The sequence below is a fragment of the Methylothermaceae bacteria B42 genome, assembly GCA_001566965.1.
In the GTDB taxonomy this organism is placed as follows: Bacteria; Pseudomonadota; Gammaproteobacteria; order Methylococcales; family Methylothermaceae; genus Methylohalobius.
Map to the genome: position 1 here is coordinate 165,258 of LSNW01000032.1, position 14,721 is coordinate 179,978.

A 14,721-nucleotide genomic window follows, 5' to 3' on the forward strand; every position below is an offset into this window, starting at 1 on the left:
AACGATGAAAAAGCTGCATCCTTTTACGCGCTACCCGGGCAATCCCATTCTCACTCGGGAAGATATTCCCTATTGGAGCAATACGGTATTCAATGCCGCGGCCTGTAAATTTGGGAACCAATATTTACTATTACTGCGGGTGGAAGACCTCAATGGCCACAGTCACTTAACCCTGGCCCGTTCTCAAGACGGTTACCAATTTAAGGTGGATGAGAAGCCCTGGATCACCCCGTCCACTGCTCCTGACTATGAAGTTTATGAGCGCTACGGGATTGAAGATCCCAGAATTACCTATGTGCCGGAAGACGATAGCTATTACATCACCTATACCGCCTTTGGTCCCCATGGTCCCCGGGTGGGCATTGGCAAAACCCGGGATTTCAAAAGCTTCGAGCGAATCGCCCTGATTACCGAAGTGCCCAACAAAGATGCCATCTTGTTCCCGGATAAATTCAACAATCAATACGTAATGCTGGATCGTCCGGGCGGATTTGCCGGTTCCACGGGCGCGATCTGGGTGCAATATTCTCCGGATTTGGTTTACTGGGGGCGGGCCCAGGCGATGCTGGCACCCCAACCAGGTTGGGGCAATTCCAAACTGGGCAGCTCCACGCCGCCCATCAAGACCGAAGCCGGCTGGCTGGTCCTTTATCACGGGGTTCGTGAAACCCCCAGTGGCCGCATTTACCGTGTAGGCGCCATGTTATTGGACCTCGAAAACCCAGCGCAAGTTATCGGTTATACCCCCAACTTTATTTTCGGTCCGGAAGAACTTTACGAGCGGGTCGGCGATGTTCCCAATGTTGTCTTCCCCTGTGGGGTGATTGTGGAAGATGGCCACATTAAAATGTATTACGGCGCCGCCGACAGCGCCATTGCCTTGGCTCAGGCCCGTTTGGAAGATATTTTGGAACTGTGTTTTATGACTAAAAGCACGGAGACCCATATCCGTTTTCAGTAATTATTCCTTCATGGTGGAAGAATAAGGATAAGAAGCGTCACATTTTTGTTTATCAATAAATGTGACGCTTTTTACCTCATTTAGATGTTTGTGGGCAGGCGCGGCCTGACACACGATTAAAATGACGGCAGTAGGTACGGCATAACGTATATTTAATAAATCTGAATATTTCGGAAAAAAATCGTATTGCCTATTGACAAGAGGCGGTCATATAGATGTTATATGATAAATTCTTTACCATCTCTGAACAGCTTAATTAAAGAGTTAATGAACAGGCCTGAATCTTCGCCATTGATTGAAAAAATACCTTCTAAATGTAACTTCCCAGGGAATTCCCCCGATGATTCAGTGGCAAAGATAAACTGACAAGCCCCTGTTTCTTTTACCTCAATAACGGCATTGAATCTAAATCCACCTTGTAGTTCTACAGATCCTGTTCTTTCTTTATTTAGGGTTTCCAACCGAACAATAATCTCATCTAATTTATCAAAATAGATATCATCAACTTCTATTTTACAACCTTCGTAATTTAGTTTGACGATGAAATGTGGCGTGTCTGTGACTTCCGGCCAATATTCTTTTTTGATGCTGAGAGTATTTTTCATCATTTCATATGATCAAGCTCACTGGCGCCAATGGAGTGCAGCGGAATTGGCGTCCACTACAACGCCTTGGTACGCCCGGCATGGGCCTGAACTGATGGGGTGCAAGTCCCCTGTAGGAGTACCTGTCATGTTCACGATGTGGACCACTATAACTACTAGCCGGCGGCAAGGGCAAACCCGCGAGTGTCTGTCTGAAGGAAGCCCGAGTGCAAACGTGCGAGCCGACGGACAGACAAAATCGCCGGGAGCCATTTTGAACAGCCATAGGCTGGCCAAAAGGGCGACCTGTAGGGAAGTAGGTCGTAATATGTGCACCAAGGTCCGCAACTTCCTGGCCCTGGGAACGGGCAAACGCCAAGCCATCCTGACTACCATGAGCAGCAAAGGCTACTGGCATCTGTCCAGGACCCTGGCAACCCAGACAGGCATGACCACTGACAGGCTCAAACGCCAAGGGCTTGATCTCCGTGCGTGACCTCTGGTTGAAAGCGCATGGGTATGTCTGATATCGTCTTGTGCTCCCTTCTTGTGAACCGCTTGAGTAGCGGACCCGCATGCTAGGTGGTGTGGGGAAGGCGAGTTAGAGCCCCACCCGTACCCGATTATGCGTTAATGTGGCTGACCCACCCATTCGTCGCCTTGTTTTGGCAAATATGGCCAATCGGTCTTATTCTCAAGCTGGTCTCGTGCCTTAGCGTACTCGTTCTCGGTCAAAATTACGCCTACGAGATCGTTACCGCCATTTATCGCATACAAGCGTATATCCGATTCTTGTAACTGCGAATTCACAATATCGAATAACGCAACTGTGGCATTTGCCCAACTATCTTTATCATCGATATCTGCATATATACAGTATGTTTTTCCACCATAGTTTACGTGATACGTCCCATTCTCGTTATCAATAATTTCTTCTATCGGGGATAGATCGATACCACGTTTCTGGAATTCAGCTTTAATTTCTTCGTAGGCTCGCGCAATACCCTGTTCCGCTAAGTCCTCGGCATCGAGAAATAGCATTTCATCGTAATTGATCAGGTCTTCCGAGCTCATATCGAACCTCGTCGTTTCCTATTACGCATAACGTTGCAAATCACCGGCGGCAAAAAACAGAGCGGGTAACGAGCGGCGCTTTTTGGCGTCTGAGTGAATTCGCTTTGTTATACGATTTATTCATCTTGTTGCCTTCCAGATTTTAAAAGGTACCCACACAATAGCTCTTGCAAATAAATATATTAGCGTGACAGGAAAAAATATGATGGCAAGAATAATCCATGCCTTTTCCATTGGGCTGGCTTCATCAACTACTTCACCATCTTCTTCACTCCACTCTTCGCCTTCATAGAACAGCTTTCCATCGAATTGGCCTTTCACCTTAATCAGAGCAGAAAACACCGAATCGGGAATATTTCCTTCGCATCGTATCTCATGAGCAGATTCATCGTAAAAAATCATGAATTCGTGTTCTGCAGATTTATTGTAACCGCGCCTATCTGCAGTCTTCATTTCTTTTCGAAACTCAGCACAAGCCTCTTCATAGTGTGAAGGCACTTTAATGGATATGACTTGACTCATATATCTAGTTTACGCATAACGCCAACATCAGCACAAGCAAAAAGATGTGCAACTTTTGTCCGTCCACTGGTGCTATTTATTAAGTTCTTCTGTGTCATTAGACAATTTACCGCGTTTCATGAAAACCGATAGCGTAATCTTTGCTTGTTTTTTAAATAAAGGCCACCATGGCATTTTAAATATTTCATTAATGTCGTAAGTTATATTTGGTAAGTTTTTACATGCATAGTTAATAATAGCTTCAAATGCTAATGCTGCTTGTAATTCTTCTTCTGTATAGGTAGGAGGTGAGTACCAACCTTTAACATAACCATCCATATCAAATGAATCAGACCATTGCTCAATTAATTCGATGGGTACTTGAGCAATTGGCGCATTTTTTTGATATTCCAATAATCTTTCTTCGGAACATGCATATTCCAAATACTCAATAAGATGATTCCTTATCCTTTGAGATATTACGATGTCTGATTCTTTTTCCATATGAACTTAATGCCTGAGTTAACTTGACAAAAAAAGCAGAGTGCAGCAAAGCGCAACGCCGCTTTTTGTGATCAGGTGGAATGATTTGTTGGAGGAAGCTACTTCGCGGCAGAAGCGGCTTCCTCCAACAAACGGTTCAGGTCGTGGCTCGCTCAGCGATCACGACCTAACCTTATCCGTTATGTGAAGGTTTTTACGATTAAGCCTTTATTATCATGCATCTCTTCAATCCACCATTGATCCATAGGATCATTCTCAGTAAAAGTCATGTGTGATGCCATATCCGTCAAAAGCTCTGAGTCCGGTTTAAGAGCTTTTCTAATGAATTCTTCAACGCTTGAGCCGTATTCCTTAAATTCATAACCATCGTGCTCAAACTCAAAAACATGGCCTTTCTTATCGCCACTGAGCGGGACTAATAAATAGTTACCAGACTCAGGTATCTCACCAATAGCGATACAGTTACCAACCCAATAGGGTAGCCACTCGGGATTATCATCAGTGACATCTTCCATCCAGTTATTAAAACATTCCAATAAACCGCCCCATTCTTCAGGCTTGGCAATATAAAATGCAGCATCCCCGCTTTTTTCATCATAATAAAGAGTCAGGCTGCCAAAAGTACTATAGAAATCTCGTAAATCCCCAATATCAAGAACACAAGAAGTATACCCAGGTTTTTGATAAACATGTTTAAAGTTGATATGTTTATTTTCATTATGGTGTGAACGCCCACGACAATAAAATATTCCCGTATGCTTTTCTATCAATTGTCTTAATTCAGCAAGTATCATGGCTTATCTTGTTTTTCTATATCAAATAACCTTATTCGTTAGGCAACATACTCGAGTAATTTAAACTTTTCAATGTTCTGATCTCTCCAGATCTCCAGAAGCGCATCAACGCTTTTTACTTCCGAATTTGGCTTAGGTAATTGAGTTAGTGCTTGAAGTATTTGACTATTCCCTGCCGAGTCGGTTTTCATCTCAAAAAAACTTTCTGCTTCACTCGCATCAAGATATTGCTGACAGGCCCTTTTATGTAACCGTATTTCTTCTTTTTCGTCATCACCGATTTCTTCATCTTCCTCCTCATCATTTACCAGGTCACTACATATCCACCAGGCACGATTACGCTTCCCACCTTCAGCAAAGGCAATGGCACTTTCCAAGGAGGAAAACCCTTTATTGTTATGCTGTGATACAATTTCGAATATATACTCAGGTATCGTGCTAACCGCGCTGAACCACGGCCTTATTGTCTTATTGTATGCATTTATAACACTCTCTATGGCTAATTTTGCCTGCTCTTCCTCAAATCCGCACCACTCAGTTTCATCCCCATTAAGACGATTATCTGACAAACGGTTACCAACTGTATATGAGTTAATATCTAAAAACGGATATGCAATCAAATTTTTGTAGTAGTGAATATGAAAACACTTGTCTCCGTACTGGCTTACTTGAAATGAAATTGTGTCAACAAAGGGTCCTTTCACCCGCATAAAAACCTTTGGTTTATATAGTGCGAATCCGTCTTTATCCACGACAGTCAGGAGAAGCTGCTTTATATATTTATTTAGATAATCAGGATTTCTAGCCATGTTTTTCTAATACGCCTAATGCTTATGCTCACCTGACGCTTTGAAGCAAAACGGAAAGTAATCAGGTGCAGCATTATGATACTTATTCATGACCGCCTCCTCTGGTAAATGGGCTTAGTGGACTGGCCACTATCCAAGCTTCGAATGAAGTGTACGATGTCAATGCATCAAACAAAGGAGGCGATCGGATGAGATTCTACACCCAACTCCATTAATATTTCTTTAGCGTTGATTTGCATACCAAAGCCCTGTACTTTTTCCGATCCACGTGCGCAAGAATATCAAGGTTGATCTGTCGGTGGCCGATCACCTGCAACATGAAATCACGCAGCTGGAAAACTACATCATCCGCAAAACCAAAGTGTTTGATCAGCGTGTAAACCTCCCCTGTTGCACACCCTTCAGGCAGCTTGCTGTCCAATTGATCCTGTCAAATCTGTGTGCGCAGGCGCAGCCTGACACACAATTAAAATGACGGCAGTAGGAACAGCATAACGTATATTTAATAAATCTGAATATTTCGGAAAAAATCGTTTTACCTATTGACAAGAGGCGGTCATATAGATGTCTAGGACTCGTGTTCTTCGTTACTCTTTCTCTCCTTCTGTGTCGCGGTGATCTTTTTTACTCTACCACCAAGCTCACGCTGCTTCGGAACAAATCTCTCCGCCCAGTCATTGATACACTTTAAAAGTGAACCCACAATATCGCCCGTTAGGATTCCAGAACGTTCCAACTCTTCAGCGAATAGACTTTCGTCAACTCCCTTTTTAAATCTATGTGCGACATATCCCAAGACAGCCCCACCAAGAAAAACGCCTAGGGTGATAGACCCAGCCTCAACGGACTTAATCCCGATATACATAAAGTCAGGCTTGGGCCTACCCCAGTATGGGAAGAAATGTAGAATCCTTTGGCGTAGAATCCAAAAGTCTGGTCCTAAATGGTCGAGATATTCGAATTCAATAATCCTATCTATTGACCCTAGGATTTCGTCAAGATCAAAGCGCGTAATGAATTCATCGTACTCGATGGTGATGATGAATTCGGCTTCGTCGTTGCTTCCAGATTCTCTATCTCTTTGATCCATGATTGAGTCCTAATGACAAGCTCAGCGGCGCACGTATTTGGCGTGTCCGCTGAAGCCGCATGTTAGAAAGTGCTAACGAAATTCTACAGACATATACCATCCCATTTCGCTCTATCAATTTCATCCTCCGTGGGCTCTCTCCCAAGCTTCTCTCGTAGACTGACTTTTATTCTTTCCTTTCTTGCCCTCATTTCTTCTTGGCTTGACCGATCCTTTTCGTTTTTCTTAATATATTTCTTAGTGTTTGGATTTTCTACCTTTTCTTGTTCTTCTTTTATCAGAGTCTTATATAAAGCCAACTCATCCCTCAAAGCTTGAACACGAAATTCAATATAAAAAGCTTTTGCCTTTTCTTCATTACCGCTGCTCTTAGAAAATGCTTTAGCCCACAATCCGTCTCTTCGTATTCCATGTTCCAATTCGCGGAGAGCTTCTGCGTAAAGCTCTTCCTCAAGTAATTTCGCGGATATCCGGCTCTTCATGTATAAATCAAATATAGACATTTCTAACAAACCCTATTTATTTCTTCTAGCATATAAGCATTGTATCTGCCGTGCTGTACACGGCAGATACAATGCTTATATGCTAGGCGGATTCCGTCTACATCAATATATCAAGATACAAGGGTAAAACTATCACAGTTAATAATATCCTCGCAACTTAAAGAGCGTCGCTAGCAGCACCAAGTTGGGTTTTGCAATTAAGTATCCGCTTTTTGATTTTTTTCTGCCCACTGGGTAATAACGGGATAGCAAATCCTTGTTAATTTACCGTGAGGTGAAAGTGCCGGTGGCATAAGCGGTGATTGCATGATTTGATTTCCGTATGGGTACGCCCTTTCCTGGCTGTAGGCGTATCATTCCCATGGGTATTGGGTGGTGCGCGGCGGAAGTGATGCTGATAAGCCAAGTATTTGCATTAACTTGCCTGTGGGGCTTAATTGTCTAGCCTCTCATAAAGGTATTTCAGTGATGCCAAAGGATCAACTGATTCTCCAGCGGTACAAAAACATCAGGATGATGTGGCACGATTCTCACGGTATAGTGCTCTGGCGGGCGCGAGGCCGGAGCCTCTCCCGCATAGAGAAAGCCGCCCATGGCGCCCAGGAGGGGGTGTTGCATTTGCATTGGTTGGCGCCAAGGAGAATCTTCGGGATTCAATGGATCAGCGTAGATTTCCACGCGCACGGATTGCGGATTGATGCTTCCGAAATAGACCGGGATGCTTAAGCGGTGAACCTGATTTGCCGTGTCAATGGCGAGTTCGCCGAAGTGGAGGGTATGCCACTGGCTTTGTAGTTGTTTACGCCAATTCATAATCGCCTTTGCCAAAGCCTGGTTGTCGGCGTCGCGCCGCGCCAATGCTTTGGATTGCGGCAGGTAATATTGATCGGTGTATTGCCGCACCATGCGGTTGGCGGAAAAAAATGGCGTCAGTTTGGCCATGCTTTCGCGCATTTTCGCCACCCAGCGGGGTGGTAACCCCCGGTTGTTCCGCTCATAAAATTCAGGGACGACTTCCCGTTCCAAAATATCGTAAAGTTGATTGGCCTCAAATCTGTCCCAGTCGGGATCGGCATCGTGTTCGGCGCCATCGCCAATGGCCCAGCCCACGGTGGGGTCATAAGCTTCCGCCCACCAGCCATCCAGTTCGGAAATGTTCAAGCCGCCATTGACCAGCACCTTCATTCCGGAGGTGCCGCATGCCTCCCAGGGTCGTCTTGGCGTATTGATCCAGGCATCGACGCCTTCCACCAATTGCTCGGCCATTTGCATGTCGTAATCGGGCAGGAAGACTAGCCGGCCGGCAATTTCAGGATGCCTGCGGATGAAATCAATCCATGCCCGTATCATCGCCTGTCCTTCCAGATCCTCCGGATGGGCTTTGCCGGCCAAGACCAACTGGACCGGATGGAGCGGGTCAGAAAGGAGACGGGTTAGCCGCTCTGGTTGCATTAACAGCAGGTTGGGCCGCTTGTAGCCAGTAAACCGGCGTGCAAATCCCAAAGTTAGAATATTAGGGTCCAAAAGTTCGACTTCCTGGGGGAGATAATTAAACGAGGTGGGCCGCTGCTGTCTGAACTCCCGGACAAAAGACACCAAACGGCGACGATTGGCGGCTCTAAATTCCCATAACTCCTCGGCGCTTACTTTGCGAATCCGGTCGCCAATCTGGCAGGGATCGCAAGTCCAGCGTTCCGCACCGCAAGTGGCGGTCCACAGTCGGTCCGCGCCTGGCGAGTCCCAGGAGGGCGTATGCACACCATTGGTCACATGGCCGACGGGTACTTCCGCTTCCGGCCAGCGTGGGAAAAGGGGCGTGAAAATATGGCGGCTGACCTGGCCGTGAAGACGACTGACTGCGTTGACCGCGCCACTGCCACGGATAGCCAAATAGGCCATATTGAAGGATTCGCCAGGGTGATTGGGGTCCGCTCGTCCCAGGGCGAGAAGGTCATCCAGGGAGATCCCCAGCAAATCGCAATAAAAGCCTAAATACCGTTCAATCAAGGTGGGAGAAAAGCGGTCAAATCCAGCCGCCACCGGTGTATGGGTGGTAAACAGATTGCCGGCCCGAGTAACCGTCAATGCCAGCTCAAAATCTACCTGGTGCCTGGTCATATAACTACGCGCCCGTTCCAGTACCGCAAAGGCGGCGTGGCCTTCGTTGAGGTGGCAAATGGTCGGCTGGATTTCCAATCTTTCCAACAATTGCCAGCCGACAATCCCCAGCAGCATTTCCTGCTGCAGGCGAAGTTCGGTGCCGCCGCCATAAAGACGGTCGGTGATGCAACGGTCCGCAGGTGGATTGGCGGGATCATTCAGATCCAGCAGATATAGCCAGGCTCTTCCCACCTGTGCCTGCCAGACCCTGACCCACAAATCAAAGCCATTGAAGCGGTAACGCATCCGCAGGATTTGGCCGTCATTGGTTCGTACCGGCGTAATCGGCAGCTCCCAGGGATTATTATTTGGATAAACCGCTACCTGTTGGCCCTGTTCATCGAGAATCTGGCGGAAATAGCCTTCCTGATAAAGCAGTCCGATGCCAATGACTGGCACTCCCAGGTCACTGCAAGTTTTGAGGAAATCCCCCGACAAAACCCCCAGCCCACCGGAATAAAGGGGGAGCGCTTCGGTCAGGCCATACTCCATGCTGAAGTAGGCGATAGTTTCCAAAGGGGCATCTTTTTTATATGCTTGAAACCAGGTGGACTTTTCCAGGTAAGTACGGCGTTCTTTGGCCAATTCCTGAAGTTTTTGGCAAAAGGCCTTATCTTGCGCCAGGGCTTGCAGGCGGGTAGGGGAAACGCTTTGTAAAATTAGCCAGGGGTTCCCTGTGCGCTTCCATAGTTCCGGGTCCAGCGTCTCCCAAAGCACATCACTGACATGACTCCACGACCAGCGCAGATCCAGGGCAAGCGGGATCAGATCCGATAAGGGTTCTGGAATAGACAGGAAACTGGGAGGGTGGAAATGCGTTTGCAAGGGCTTGTCTCCATCAACAGTTTCAAGAATTGTACTGGGAAAGCTGCGGGATAATGGGATTTTTTTATCTGGCAGGCAGTAACATTGTTTTGTTCCAAAAGGGGTTTAAAACAGGCTTTTTTTTCAAAACGAAGGGAGTGTGGTGACCAATGCGAATGGTCTGCGGGCATTTGCTCTGTGGCGTGATTGAGCAAAATGTGATTTATCATTTGATGAAGGCGGCGAATGTACCCGGCAAAAACCAGGCGATTGCTGAATAATTCAGCATTTCCCAGGTCACGCGGTTCTTTTGCTTGCTCTTCAATGACACCCTTGGTAGGGTTGAGTTTAAACAGCAGTAGTCTAGATTTTTAGGTCTCGAGGCAGGAGAGCTCGGTGGCGGATATCAGCACAGCTAGCATTGTACAAGAGGCTATCAGAGCTCACGGCAACAGAGCGGAGCATTTGCTGGCTGTCCTTAGGTCTATCCAGAAAGCTTGTCACTATCTGCCGCGCCAGGCGCTCCAACTTGTCGCTGATCATTTCGATCTCCCCCTGGCGCGGGTGGAAGGCGTCGCCGAGTTTTATAGCTTCCTGCATACCCAGCCCCGGGGCGAGTATGACATCTATTTCAGTGACTGCGTCATCGACGTTTTCCATGGCTTTGAAGGTCTGATGCAGCGCCTGTGCAACCGCTTGGGGGTTCAGCCTGGCCAGGTGCGGGGCGACGGACGGGTATCCATTGATACTACCTCTTGTACCGGTTTGTGTGACCAGGGGCCGGCGTTGTTGATCAATGGCTCACCTATTCCCCGTCTGACGCCAACGCTTATCGATACTATCGCCAATCACATCGAACGGCGTGTGCCATTATCTCAATGGCCTGCTGAATGGTTTGTCATTGAAGACAATTTTCAGCGCCGTGATCTGCTGCTCAGCACCCGGTGGCAATCTGGGATGGGCCTCAAGAGTGCTTTGCGCCATGGCGCTGAATGGCTGTTGCATGAACTGGATCTTTCCGGTCTGCGTGGCCGCGGCGGAGCGGGATTTCCTACCGCAAAAAAATGGCGGTTTTGCCGTGAGACTCCAGGCGATCACTATATCGTTTGTAATGCGGATGAAGGCGAACCGGGTACTTTCAAGGACCGGGAACTGCTCAAGCATTATGCCGATCAAGTGTTTGAAGGGATGACCCTGGCTGCCTTTGTTACCGGCGCCCGGCAAGGATTTCTTTATCTGCGGGGGGAATACGAATACCTGCTGCCCCATTTACAAGTAACCCTGCGCCAGCGCCGTCGCCGCGGACTGCTGGGACGGAATATTTGCGGTTTAATGGATTTCCATTTCGACATGGACATAGTGCTCGGCGCCGGCGCTTATATCTGCGGCGAGGAATCGGCTTTATTAAATTCCATCGAGGGCGTGCGGCCCCATCCCCGTAACCGCCCCCCATATCCGGTCACCTGTGGGCTATGGCAACAGCCTACTGTGATCAACAATGTGGAAAGCTTTGCCGCAGCCAGTCTTATTACTGTGCATGGTGGCGCTTGGTTCGCAGAAATCGGTACGGAAAAATCCAAAGGCACCAAGTCGCTTTCGATTAGCGGCGATTGTGATCGGCCCGGCATCTATGAAGTACCGTTTGGTGTCACCGTGGCCGAGGTTCTGGAACTGTGCGGGGCCAGTGAAACCTTGGGGGTGCAGGTGGGTGGTCCGGCGGGGACTTTCGTTCATCCACCGGAATACGGCCGCCGCATAGCTTATGAAGAGTTGGGTACGGGCGGTTCTTTCATGGTATTTGGCGCCGACCGGGATCTGATTGATATTGTCACCCGCTTCGCCGGTTTTTTTGCCCACGAAACCTGTGGCTTTTGCACCCCCTGCCGGATAGGCACATCCTTGCAGTTGAAATTGATGGAAAAAATCCGCCGCGGCTGGGCCACGGCTGGCGATATCCAAGAACTGGAAAAGCTGGGACAATTGCTCGAGGCCAGCCACTGTGGCTTGGGTCATACCGCCCATAATCCGGTGCGGCACACCCTGGCCCGCTATGCCGATTATTACCAGGCCAGGCTCAAGGATCTGGATTACTCCCCGGGTTTTGATCTCGATGCCGAACTGGAAACCGCCCGCCAGTTGACGGGAAGGTTTGGCGATCATATTAAACAGGTGTAAATAATGCCTACATTAATTATCGATGGACAAACCATTGATTTCGAGCCAGACCAGACCATCATCGAGGCAGCCATGGCTGCTGGCATTTACATTCCCCATCTGTGCTGGCATCCTGAGTTTCCACCCCACGGCAGTTGCAAGTTGTGCAGTGTCAAGGTCAATGGCCGGCTCTGTTCTGCCTGCTCCTTTCCCGCCGCTGAAGGGCAGGAGGTCGTGGCCAATTCGGAAGAACTGCGCCAATTGCGTTTGGCGCTTACTCAAATGTTATTCGTGGAAGGCAATCACTTTTGTCCTTCGTGCGAGAAAAGCGGCCAGTGTGAACTCCAGGCGATGGGCTATTACGTTGGCATGACCGACAATCATTATCCCCATTTCTTTCCTATACGCGAGATTGACGCTTCTCATCCCCATGTACTCCTTGACCGCGACCGCTGTATTTTCTGCGAGCTATGCGTGCGCGCCAGCCAGGCCGAGGGCAAGAATGTTTTTGAACTGGCCGAGCGCGGCATTCATACCCGCCTGGTGGTCAATTCGCCTACGGGCAAGCTGGGGGACAGCGATCTGGATGTCAACGACCGCGCCGCCCATATCTGCCCGGTGGGCGCGATTATTATCAAGGAAACCGCTTTCCGAACGCCCATTGGCCAGCGTAAATACGACCACAAGACGATTGCCCAGGTCAGTCTGGCGGAAGAGGCGCCGTTGGTGAGGAAGCGGAATGACTGAAAAGATTCGCATTGCCACCACCTCTCTGGCTGGTTGTTTCGGTTGCCATATGTCGTTCATGGACATTGATGAGCGCTTGCTTGATCTGGCCGAAATTGCCGATTTCGACCGCTCGCCTTTGAGTGATATCAAGCACTGCGAGGGCTGTGACATCGGCATTGTCGAGGGTGGGGTATGTAACGCCGAGAATGTCGAGGTGCTTCGGGAATTCCGCAAGAACTGTAAGATTCTGGTGGCCATCGGCGCCTGCGCTATCAACGGCGGCATTCCCGCTCTGCGTAACCGTTATGATCTGGGCGATTGCCTGGAAGAAGCCTTTCTCACCGGAATCGGCGTGACTGATCCCAAAGTGCCCGGTGATCCGGAGCTACCGTTGCTGCTTGACAAGGTCCACCCGATTCACGAGGTGGTGAAAGTGGATTACTCCATTCCCGGTTGCCCACCGTCGGCCGACACCATTTGGGCTGCCTTGACCGCTCTGATCGAAGGCAACGTGCCGCAACTGCCTTATGAACTGATTCGTTATGACTAAGGAACGTTACCGGTATCTGGAGTCTGCCGGAAATCCGCAAAACCTGCGCCGGGTTGCGATCGATCCTGTGACCCGGGTGGAAGGGCACGGTAAAGTGACCTTGCTGCTCGACGAGGACAACCGCGTGTGTCAGGCGCGGCTGCATATTGTCGAGTTCCGCGGCTTTGAGAAGTTTATTCAGGGACGGCCTTACTGGGAGGTGCCGGTGCTGGTGCAGCGCCTGTGCGGCATCTGCCCGGTCAGCCACCTGCTCGCCGGGGCCAAGGCGGTGGACGGCTTGGTAGGAGTGGATCGCATCCCTCCCAGCGCTGAAAAGCTACGCCGACTGCTCCATTACGGTCAAGTACTCCAGTCCCACGCCCTGCATTTTTTCCATCTGGCTTCGCCGGATTTGCTGTTTGGCTTCGACAGCGAGGCGGAGAAACGTAACATTCTAGAACTGCTACGTTCGGAGCGATTCCGTGACATTGCCCTGGAAGGCGTCAAACTGCGCAAGTTTGGGCAGGAGGTTATCCAGGCAGTGATCGGCAAGCGCATTCACGGGGTTGGTCCGATTCCCGGCGGCATGAACAAGCATTTATCTACACAAGACCAGGATTATCTGGCGCCGCAATTGGATGAAGTGATTCACTGGGCCCGGCATGGCCTTGAATTGATTCGCAGCATCTATCTCGCCAATGCCGACTATCACCAGCGCTTTGCGGTTATCCATTCTCATTTCATGGCGCTGGTGACTCCGGAAGGGGGGCATGAACTCTACGATGGCCGGATCCGGGTCAAGGGCGAGGATGGCCAAATTTTGTTCGACCAGCTAAACGACCAGGACTATACCAATTATATTCACGAACAAGTCAAATCCTGGAGCTACATGAAATTCCCCTATCTGGCTGCCCTGGGTCCGGAGGAGGGTTGGTACCGGGTCGGGCCACTGGCACGGATCAATACCTGTAACTTCATCGATACCCCACTGGCCGAGCAAGCGCGGCAGCAATTTATGGAGTTGGATCATGGATTGCCGGTTCAGGCTTCTTTAGCTTTTCACTGGGCGCGGATGATTGAGATTCTTCACTGTGCCGAGAAAATCCGCGATCTTTTGGCCGATTCCCAGCTTTATGCAGGCGAGCTGGAAGCCAAAGGCAATAGATGTCATGAAGGCATCGGGGTAATCGAAGCCCCGAGGGGAGTGCTGATACATCATTATCAAATCGATGACGATGGTCTGGTGACCAAAGCTAATCTGATTGTCTCCACCACTCACAACAACACAGCCATGAACGAATCCATTCGTCAGGTGGCGGCGGAGTACCTGGATGGGCATCAGCTGACCGAACCGCTCCTCAATCGCATCGAGATCGCCATCCGGGCTTACGATCCTTGTTTGTCATGCGCCACCCATGCCATTGGCAAGATGCCGTTGCAGGTTGAACTGGTAGATGCAGCAGGGGAGACTGTACAGCGACTGATCCGTGATGCTGATGGTAGTGTGCGGTAATTTATACAGTTA

At 49.1% G+C, this 14,721-nt stretch carries 15 protein-coding genes; 6 read left to right on the plus strand and 9 right to left on the minus strand.

Annotated elements, in window-relative coordinates:
* Positions 1–4 precede the first annotated feature (4 nt).
* A complete protein-coding gene (locus AXA67_11985; GenBank protein ID KXJ39775.1) occupies positions 5–961 on the plus strand; it encodes a glycosidase in 957 nt (318 codons plus the stop codon).
* A 218-nt stretch (positions 962–1,179) separates the two neighbouring features.
* On the opposite strand, the gene AXA67_11990 is transcribed toward AXA67_11985, so the two are convergent.
* From AXA67_11990 to AXA67_12015, 6 genes are all read right to left on the minus strand, one after another.
* On the minus strand, positions 1,180–1,566 hold the full coding sequence (locus tag AXA67_11990; GenBank protein KXJ39776.1) for a hypothetical protein: 387 nt from the start codon (positions 1,564–1,566) through the stop codon (positions 1,180–1,182).
* Positions 1,567–2,175: 609 nt separating this feature from the next.
* The gene (locus AXA67_11995; GenBank protein ID KXJ39777.1) at positions 2,176–2,619 is read right to left on the minus strand and encodes a hypothetical protein; all 444 of its coding nucleotides are present in this window, start codon (positions 2,617–2,619) and stop codon (positions 2,176–2,178) included.
* 120 nt (positions 2,620–2,739) lie between these two features.
* Positions 2,740–3,141: a hypothetical protein gene (locus AXA67_12000; protein ID KXJ39778.1), complete on the minus strand. Its 402-nt coding sequence runs from the start codon at positions 3,139–3,141 to the stop codon at positions 2,740–2,742.
* A gap of 72 nt (positions 3,142–3,213) precedes the next feature.
* Entirely contained in the window at positions 3,214–3,624 is a 411-nt protein-coding gene (locus tag AXA67_12005; GenBank protein KXJ39779.1) for a hypothetical protein, read from the minus strand.
* Positions 3,625–3,803: 179 nt separating this feature from the next.
* On the minus strand, positions 3,804–4,418 hold the full coding sequence (locus AXA67_12010; GenBank protein KXJ39780.1) for a hypothetical protein: 615 nt from the start codon (positions 4,416–4,418) through the stop codon (positions 3,804–3,806).
* A gap of 38 nt (positions 4,419–4,456) precedes the next feature.
* Positions 4,457–5,227, minus strand: a complete 771-nt coding sequence (locus AXA67_12015) for a hypothetical protein (protein ID KXJ39781.1) — start codon at positions 5,225–5,227, stop codon at positions 4,457–4,459.
* A gap of 268 nt (positions 5,228–5,495) precedes the next feature.
* On the opposite strand from AXA67_12015, the gene AXA67_12020 reads away from it, so the two are divergent.
* Positions 5,496–5,702 carry a hypothetical protein gene (locus AXA67_12020; GenBank protein KXJ39782.1) on the plus strand — a complete coding sequence of 69 codons (207 nt, stop codon included), beginning with the start codon at positions 5,496–5,498 and terminating at the stop codon, positions 5,700–5,702.
* A gap of 93 nt (positions 5,703–5,795) precedes the next feature.
* Here the strand turns inward: AXA67_12020 and AXA67_12025 are convergent, their stop codons facing one another.
* The 3 genes from AXA67_12025 to AXA67_12035 all read right to left on the minus strand — a co-directional run bounded on the left by AXA67_12025 (position 5,796) and on the right by AXA67_12035 (position 9,805).
* Positions 5,796–6,317, minus strand: a complete 522-nt coding sequence (locus tag AXA67_12025) for a hypothetical protein (GenBank protein ID KXJ39783.1) — start codon at positions 6,315–6,317, stop codon at positions 5,796–5,798.
* Positions 6,318–6,400: 83 nt separating this feature from the next.
* Complete coding sequence (locus tag AXA67_12030; GenBank protein KXJ39784.1) at positions 6,401–6,820, minus strand: hypothetical protein; 420 nt, start codon at positions 6,818–6,820, stop codon at positions 6,401–6,403.
* Positions 6,821–7,282: 462 nt separating this feature from the next.
* On the minus strand, positions 7,283–9,805 hold the full coding sequence (locus AXA67_12035; protein ID KXJ39785.1) for an alpha-glucan phosphorylase: 2,523 nt from the start codon (positions 9,803–9,805) through the stop codon (positions 7,283–7,285).
* Between the two features lie 399 nt (positions 9,806–10,204).
* Between AXA67_12035 and AXA67_12040 the strand changes: the two genes are divergently transcribed.
* The 4 genes from AXA67_12040 to AXA67_12055 are packed head-to-tail and all read left to right on the plus strand — an operon-like array spanning position 10,205 to position 14,709.
* The gene (locus AXA67_12040; protein ID KXJ40176.1) at positions 10,205–11,959 is read left to right on the plus strand and encodes an NADP oxidoreductase; all 1,755 of its coding nucleotides are present in this window, start codon (positions 10,205–10,207) and stop codon (positions 11,957–11,959) included.
* A gap of 3 nt (positions 11,960–11,962) precedes the next feature.
* Positions 11,963–12,685 (plus strand): NADP oxidoreductase, encoded by a 723-nt coding sequence (locus tag AXA67_12045; GenBank protein KXJ39786.1) that lies wholly within the window; start codon positions 11,963–11,965, stop codon positions 12,683–12,685.
* Complete coding sequence (locus AXA67_12050) at positions 12,678–13,217, plus strand: NADP oxidoreductase (protein ID KXJ39787.1); 540 nt, start codon at positions 12,678–12,680, stop codon at positions 13,215–13,217. The genes AXA67_12045 and AXA67_12050 overlap by 8 nt, the downstream gene beginning before the upstream one ends.
* Positions 13,210–14,709 (plus strand): NADP oxidoreductase, encoded by a 1,500-nt coding sequence (locus tag AXA67_12055; GenBank protein KXJ39788.1) that lies wholly within the window; start codon positions 13,210–13,212, stop codon positions 14,707–14,709. Before AXA67_12050 ends, AXA67_12055 begins: the two co-directional genes overlap by 8 nt.
* Positions 14,710–14,721: the final 12 nt, after the last annotated feature.

Coding starts and splice junctions, on each gene's coding strand:
- AXA67_11985 (KXJ39775.1), top strand. CDS start 5: ATGAAAAAGCTGCATCCTTTTACGCGCTACCCGGGCAATCCCATTCTC.
- AXA67_11990 (KXJ39776.1), bottom strand. CDS start 1,566: ATGAAAAATACTCTCAGCATCAAAAAAGAATATTGGCCGGAAGTCACA.
- AXA67_11995 (KXJ39777.1), bottom strand. CDS start 2,619: ATGAGCTCGGAAGACCTGATCAATTACGATGAAATGCTATTTCTCGAT.
- AXA67_12000 (KXJ39778.1), bottom strand. CDS start 3,141: ATGAGTCAAGTCATATCCATTAAAGTGCCTTCACACTATGAAGAGGCT.
- AXA67_12005 (KXJ39779.1), bottom strand. CDS start 3,624: ATGGAAAAAGAATCAGACATCGTAATATCTCAAAGGATAAGGAATCAT.
- AXA67_12010 (KXJ39780.1), bottom strand. CDS start 4,418: ATGATACTTGCTGAATTAAGACAATTGATAGAAAAGCATACGGGAATA.
- AXA67_12015 (KXJ39781.1), bottom strand. CDS start 5,227: ATGGCTAGAAATCCTGATTATCTAAATAAATATATAAAGCAGCTTCTC.
- AXA67_12025 (KXJ39783.1), bottom strand. CDS start 6,317: ATGGATCAAAGAGATAGAGAATCTGGAAGCAACGACGAAGCCGAATTC.
- AXA67_12030 (KXJ39784.1), bottom strand. CDS start 6,820: ATGTCTATATTTGATTTATACATGAAGAGCCGGATATCCGCGAAATTA.
- AXA67_12045 (KXJ39786.1), top strand. CDS start 11,963: ATGCCTACATTAATTATCGATGGACAAACCATTGATTTCGAGCCAGAC.
- AXA67_12050 (KXJ39787.1), top strand. CDS start 12,678: ATGACTGAAAAGATTCGCATTGCCACCACCTCTCTGGCTGGTTGTTTC.
- AXA67_12055 (KXJ39788.1), top strand. CDS start 13,210: ATGACTAAGGAACGTTACCGGTATCTGGAGTCTGCCGGAAATCCGCAA.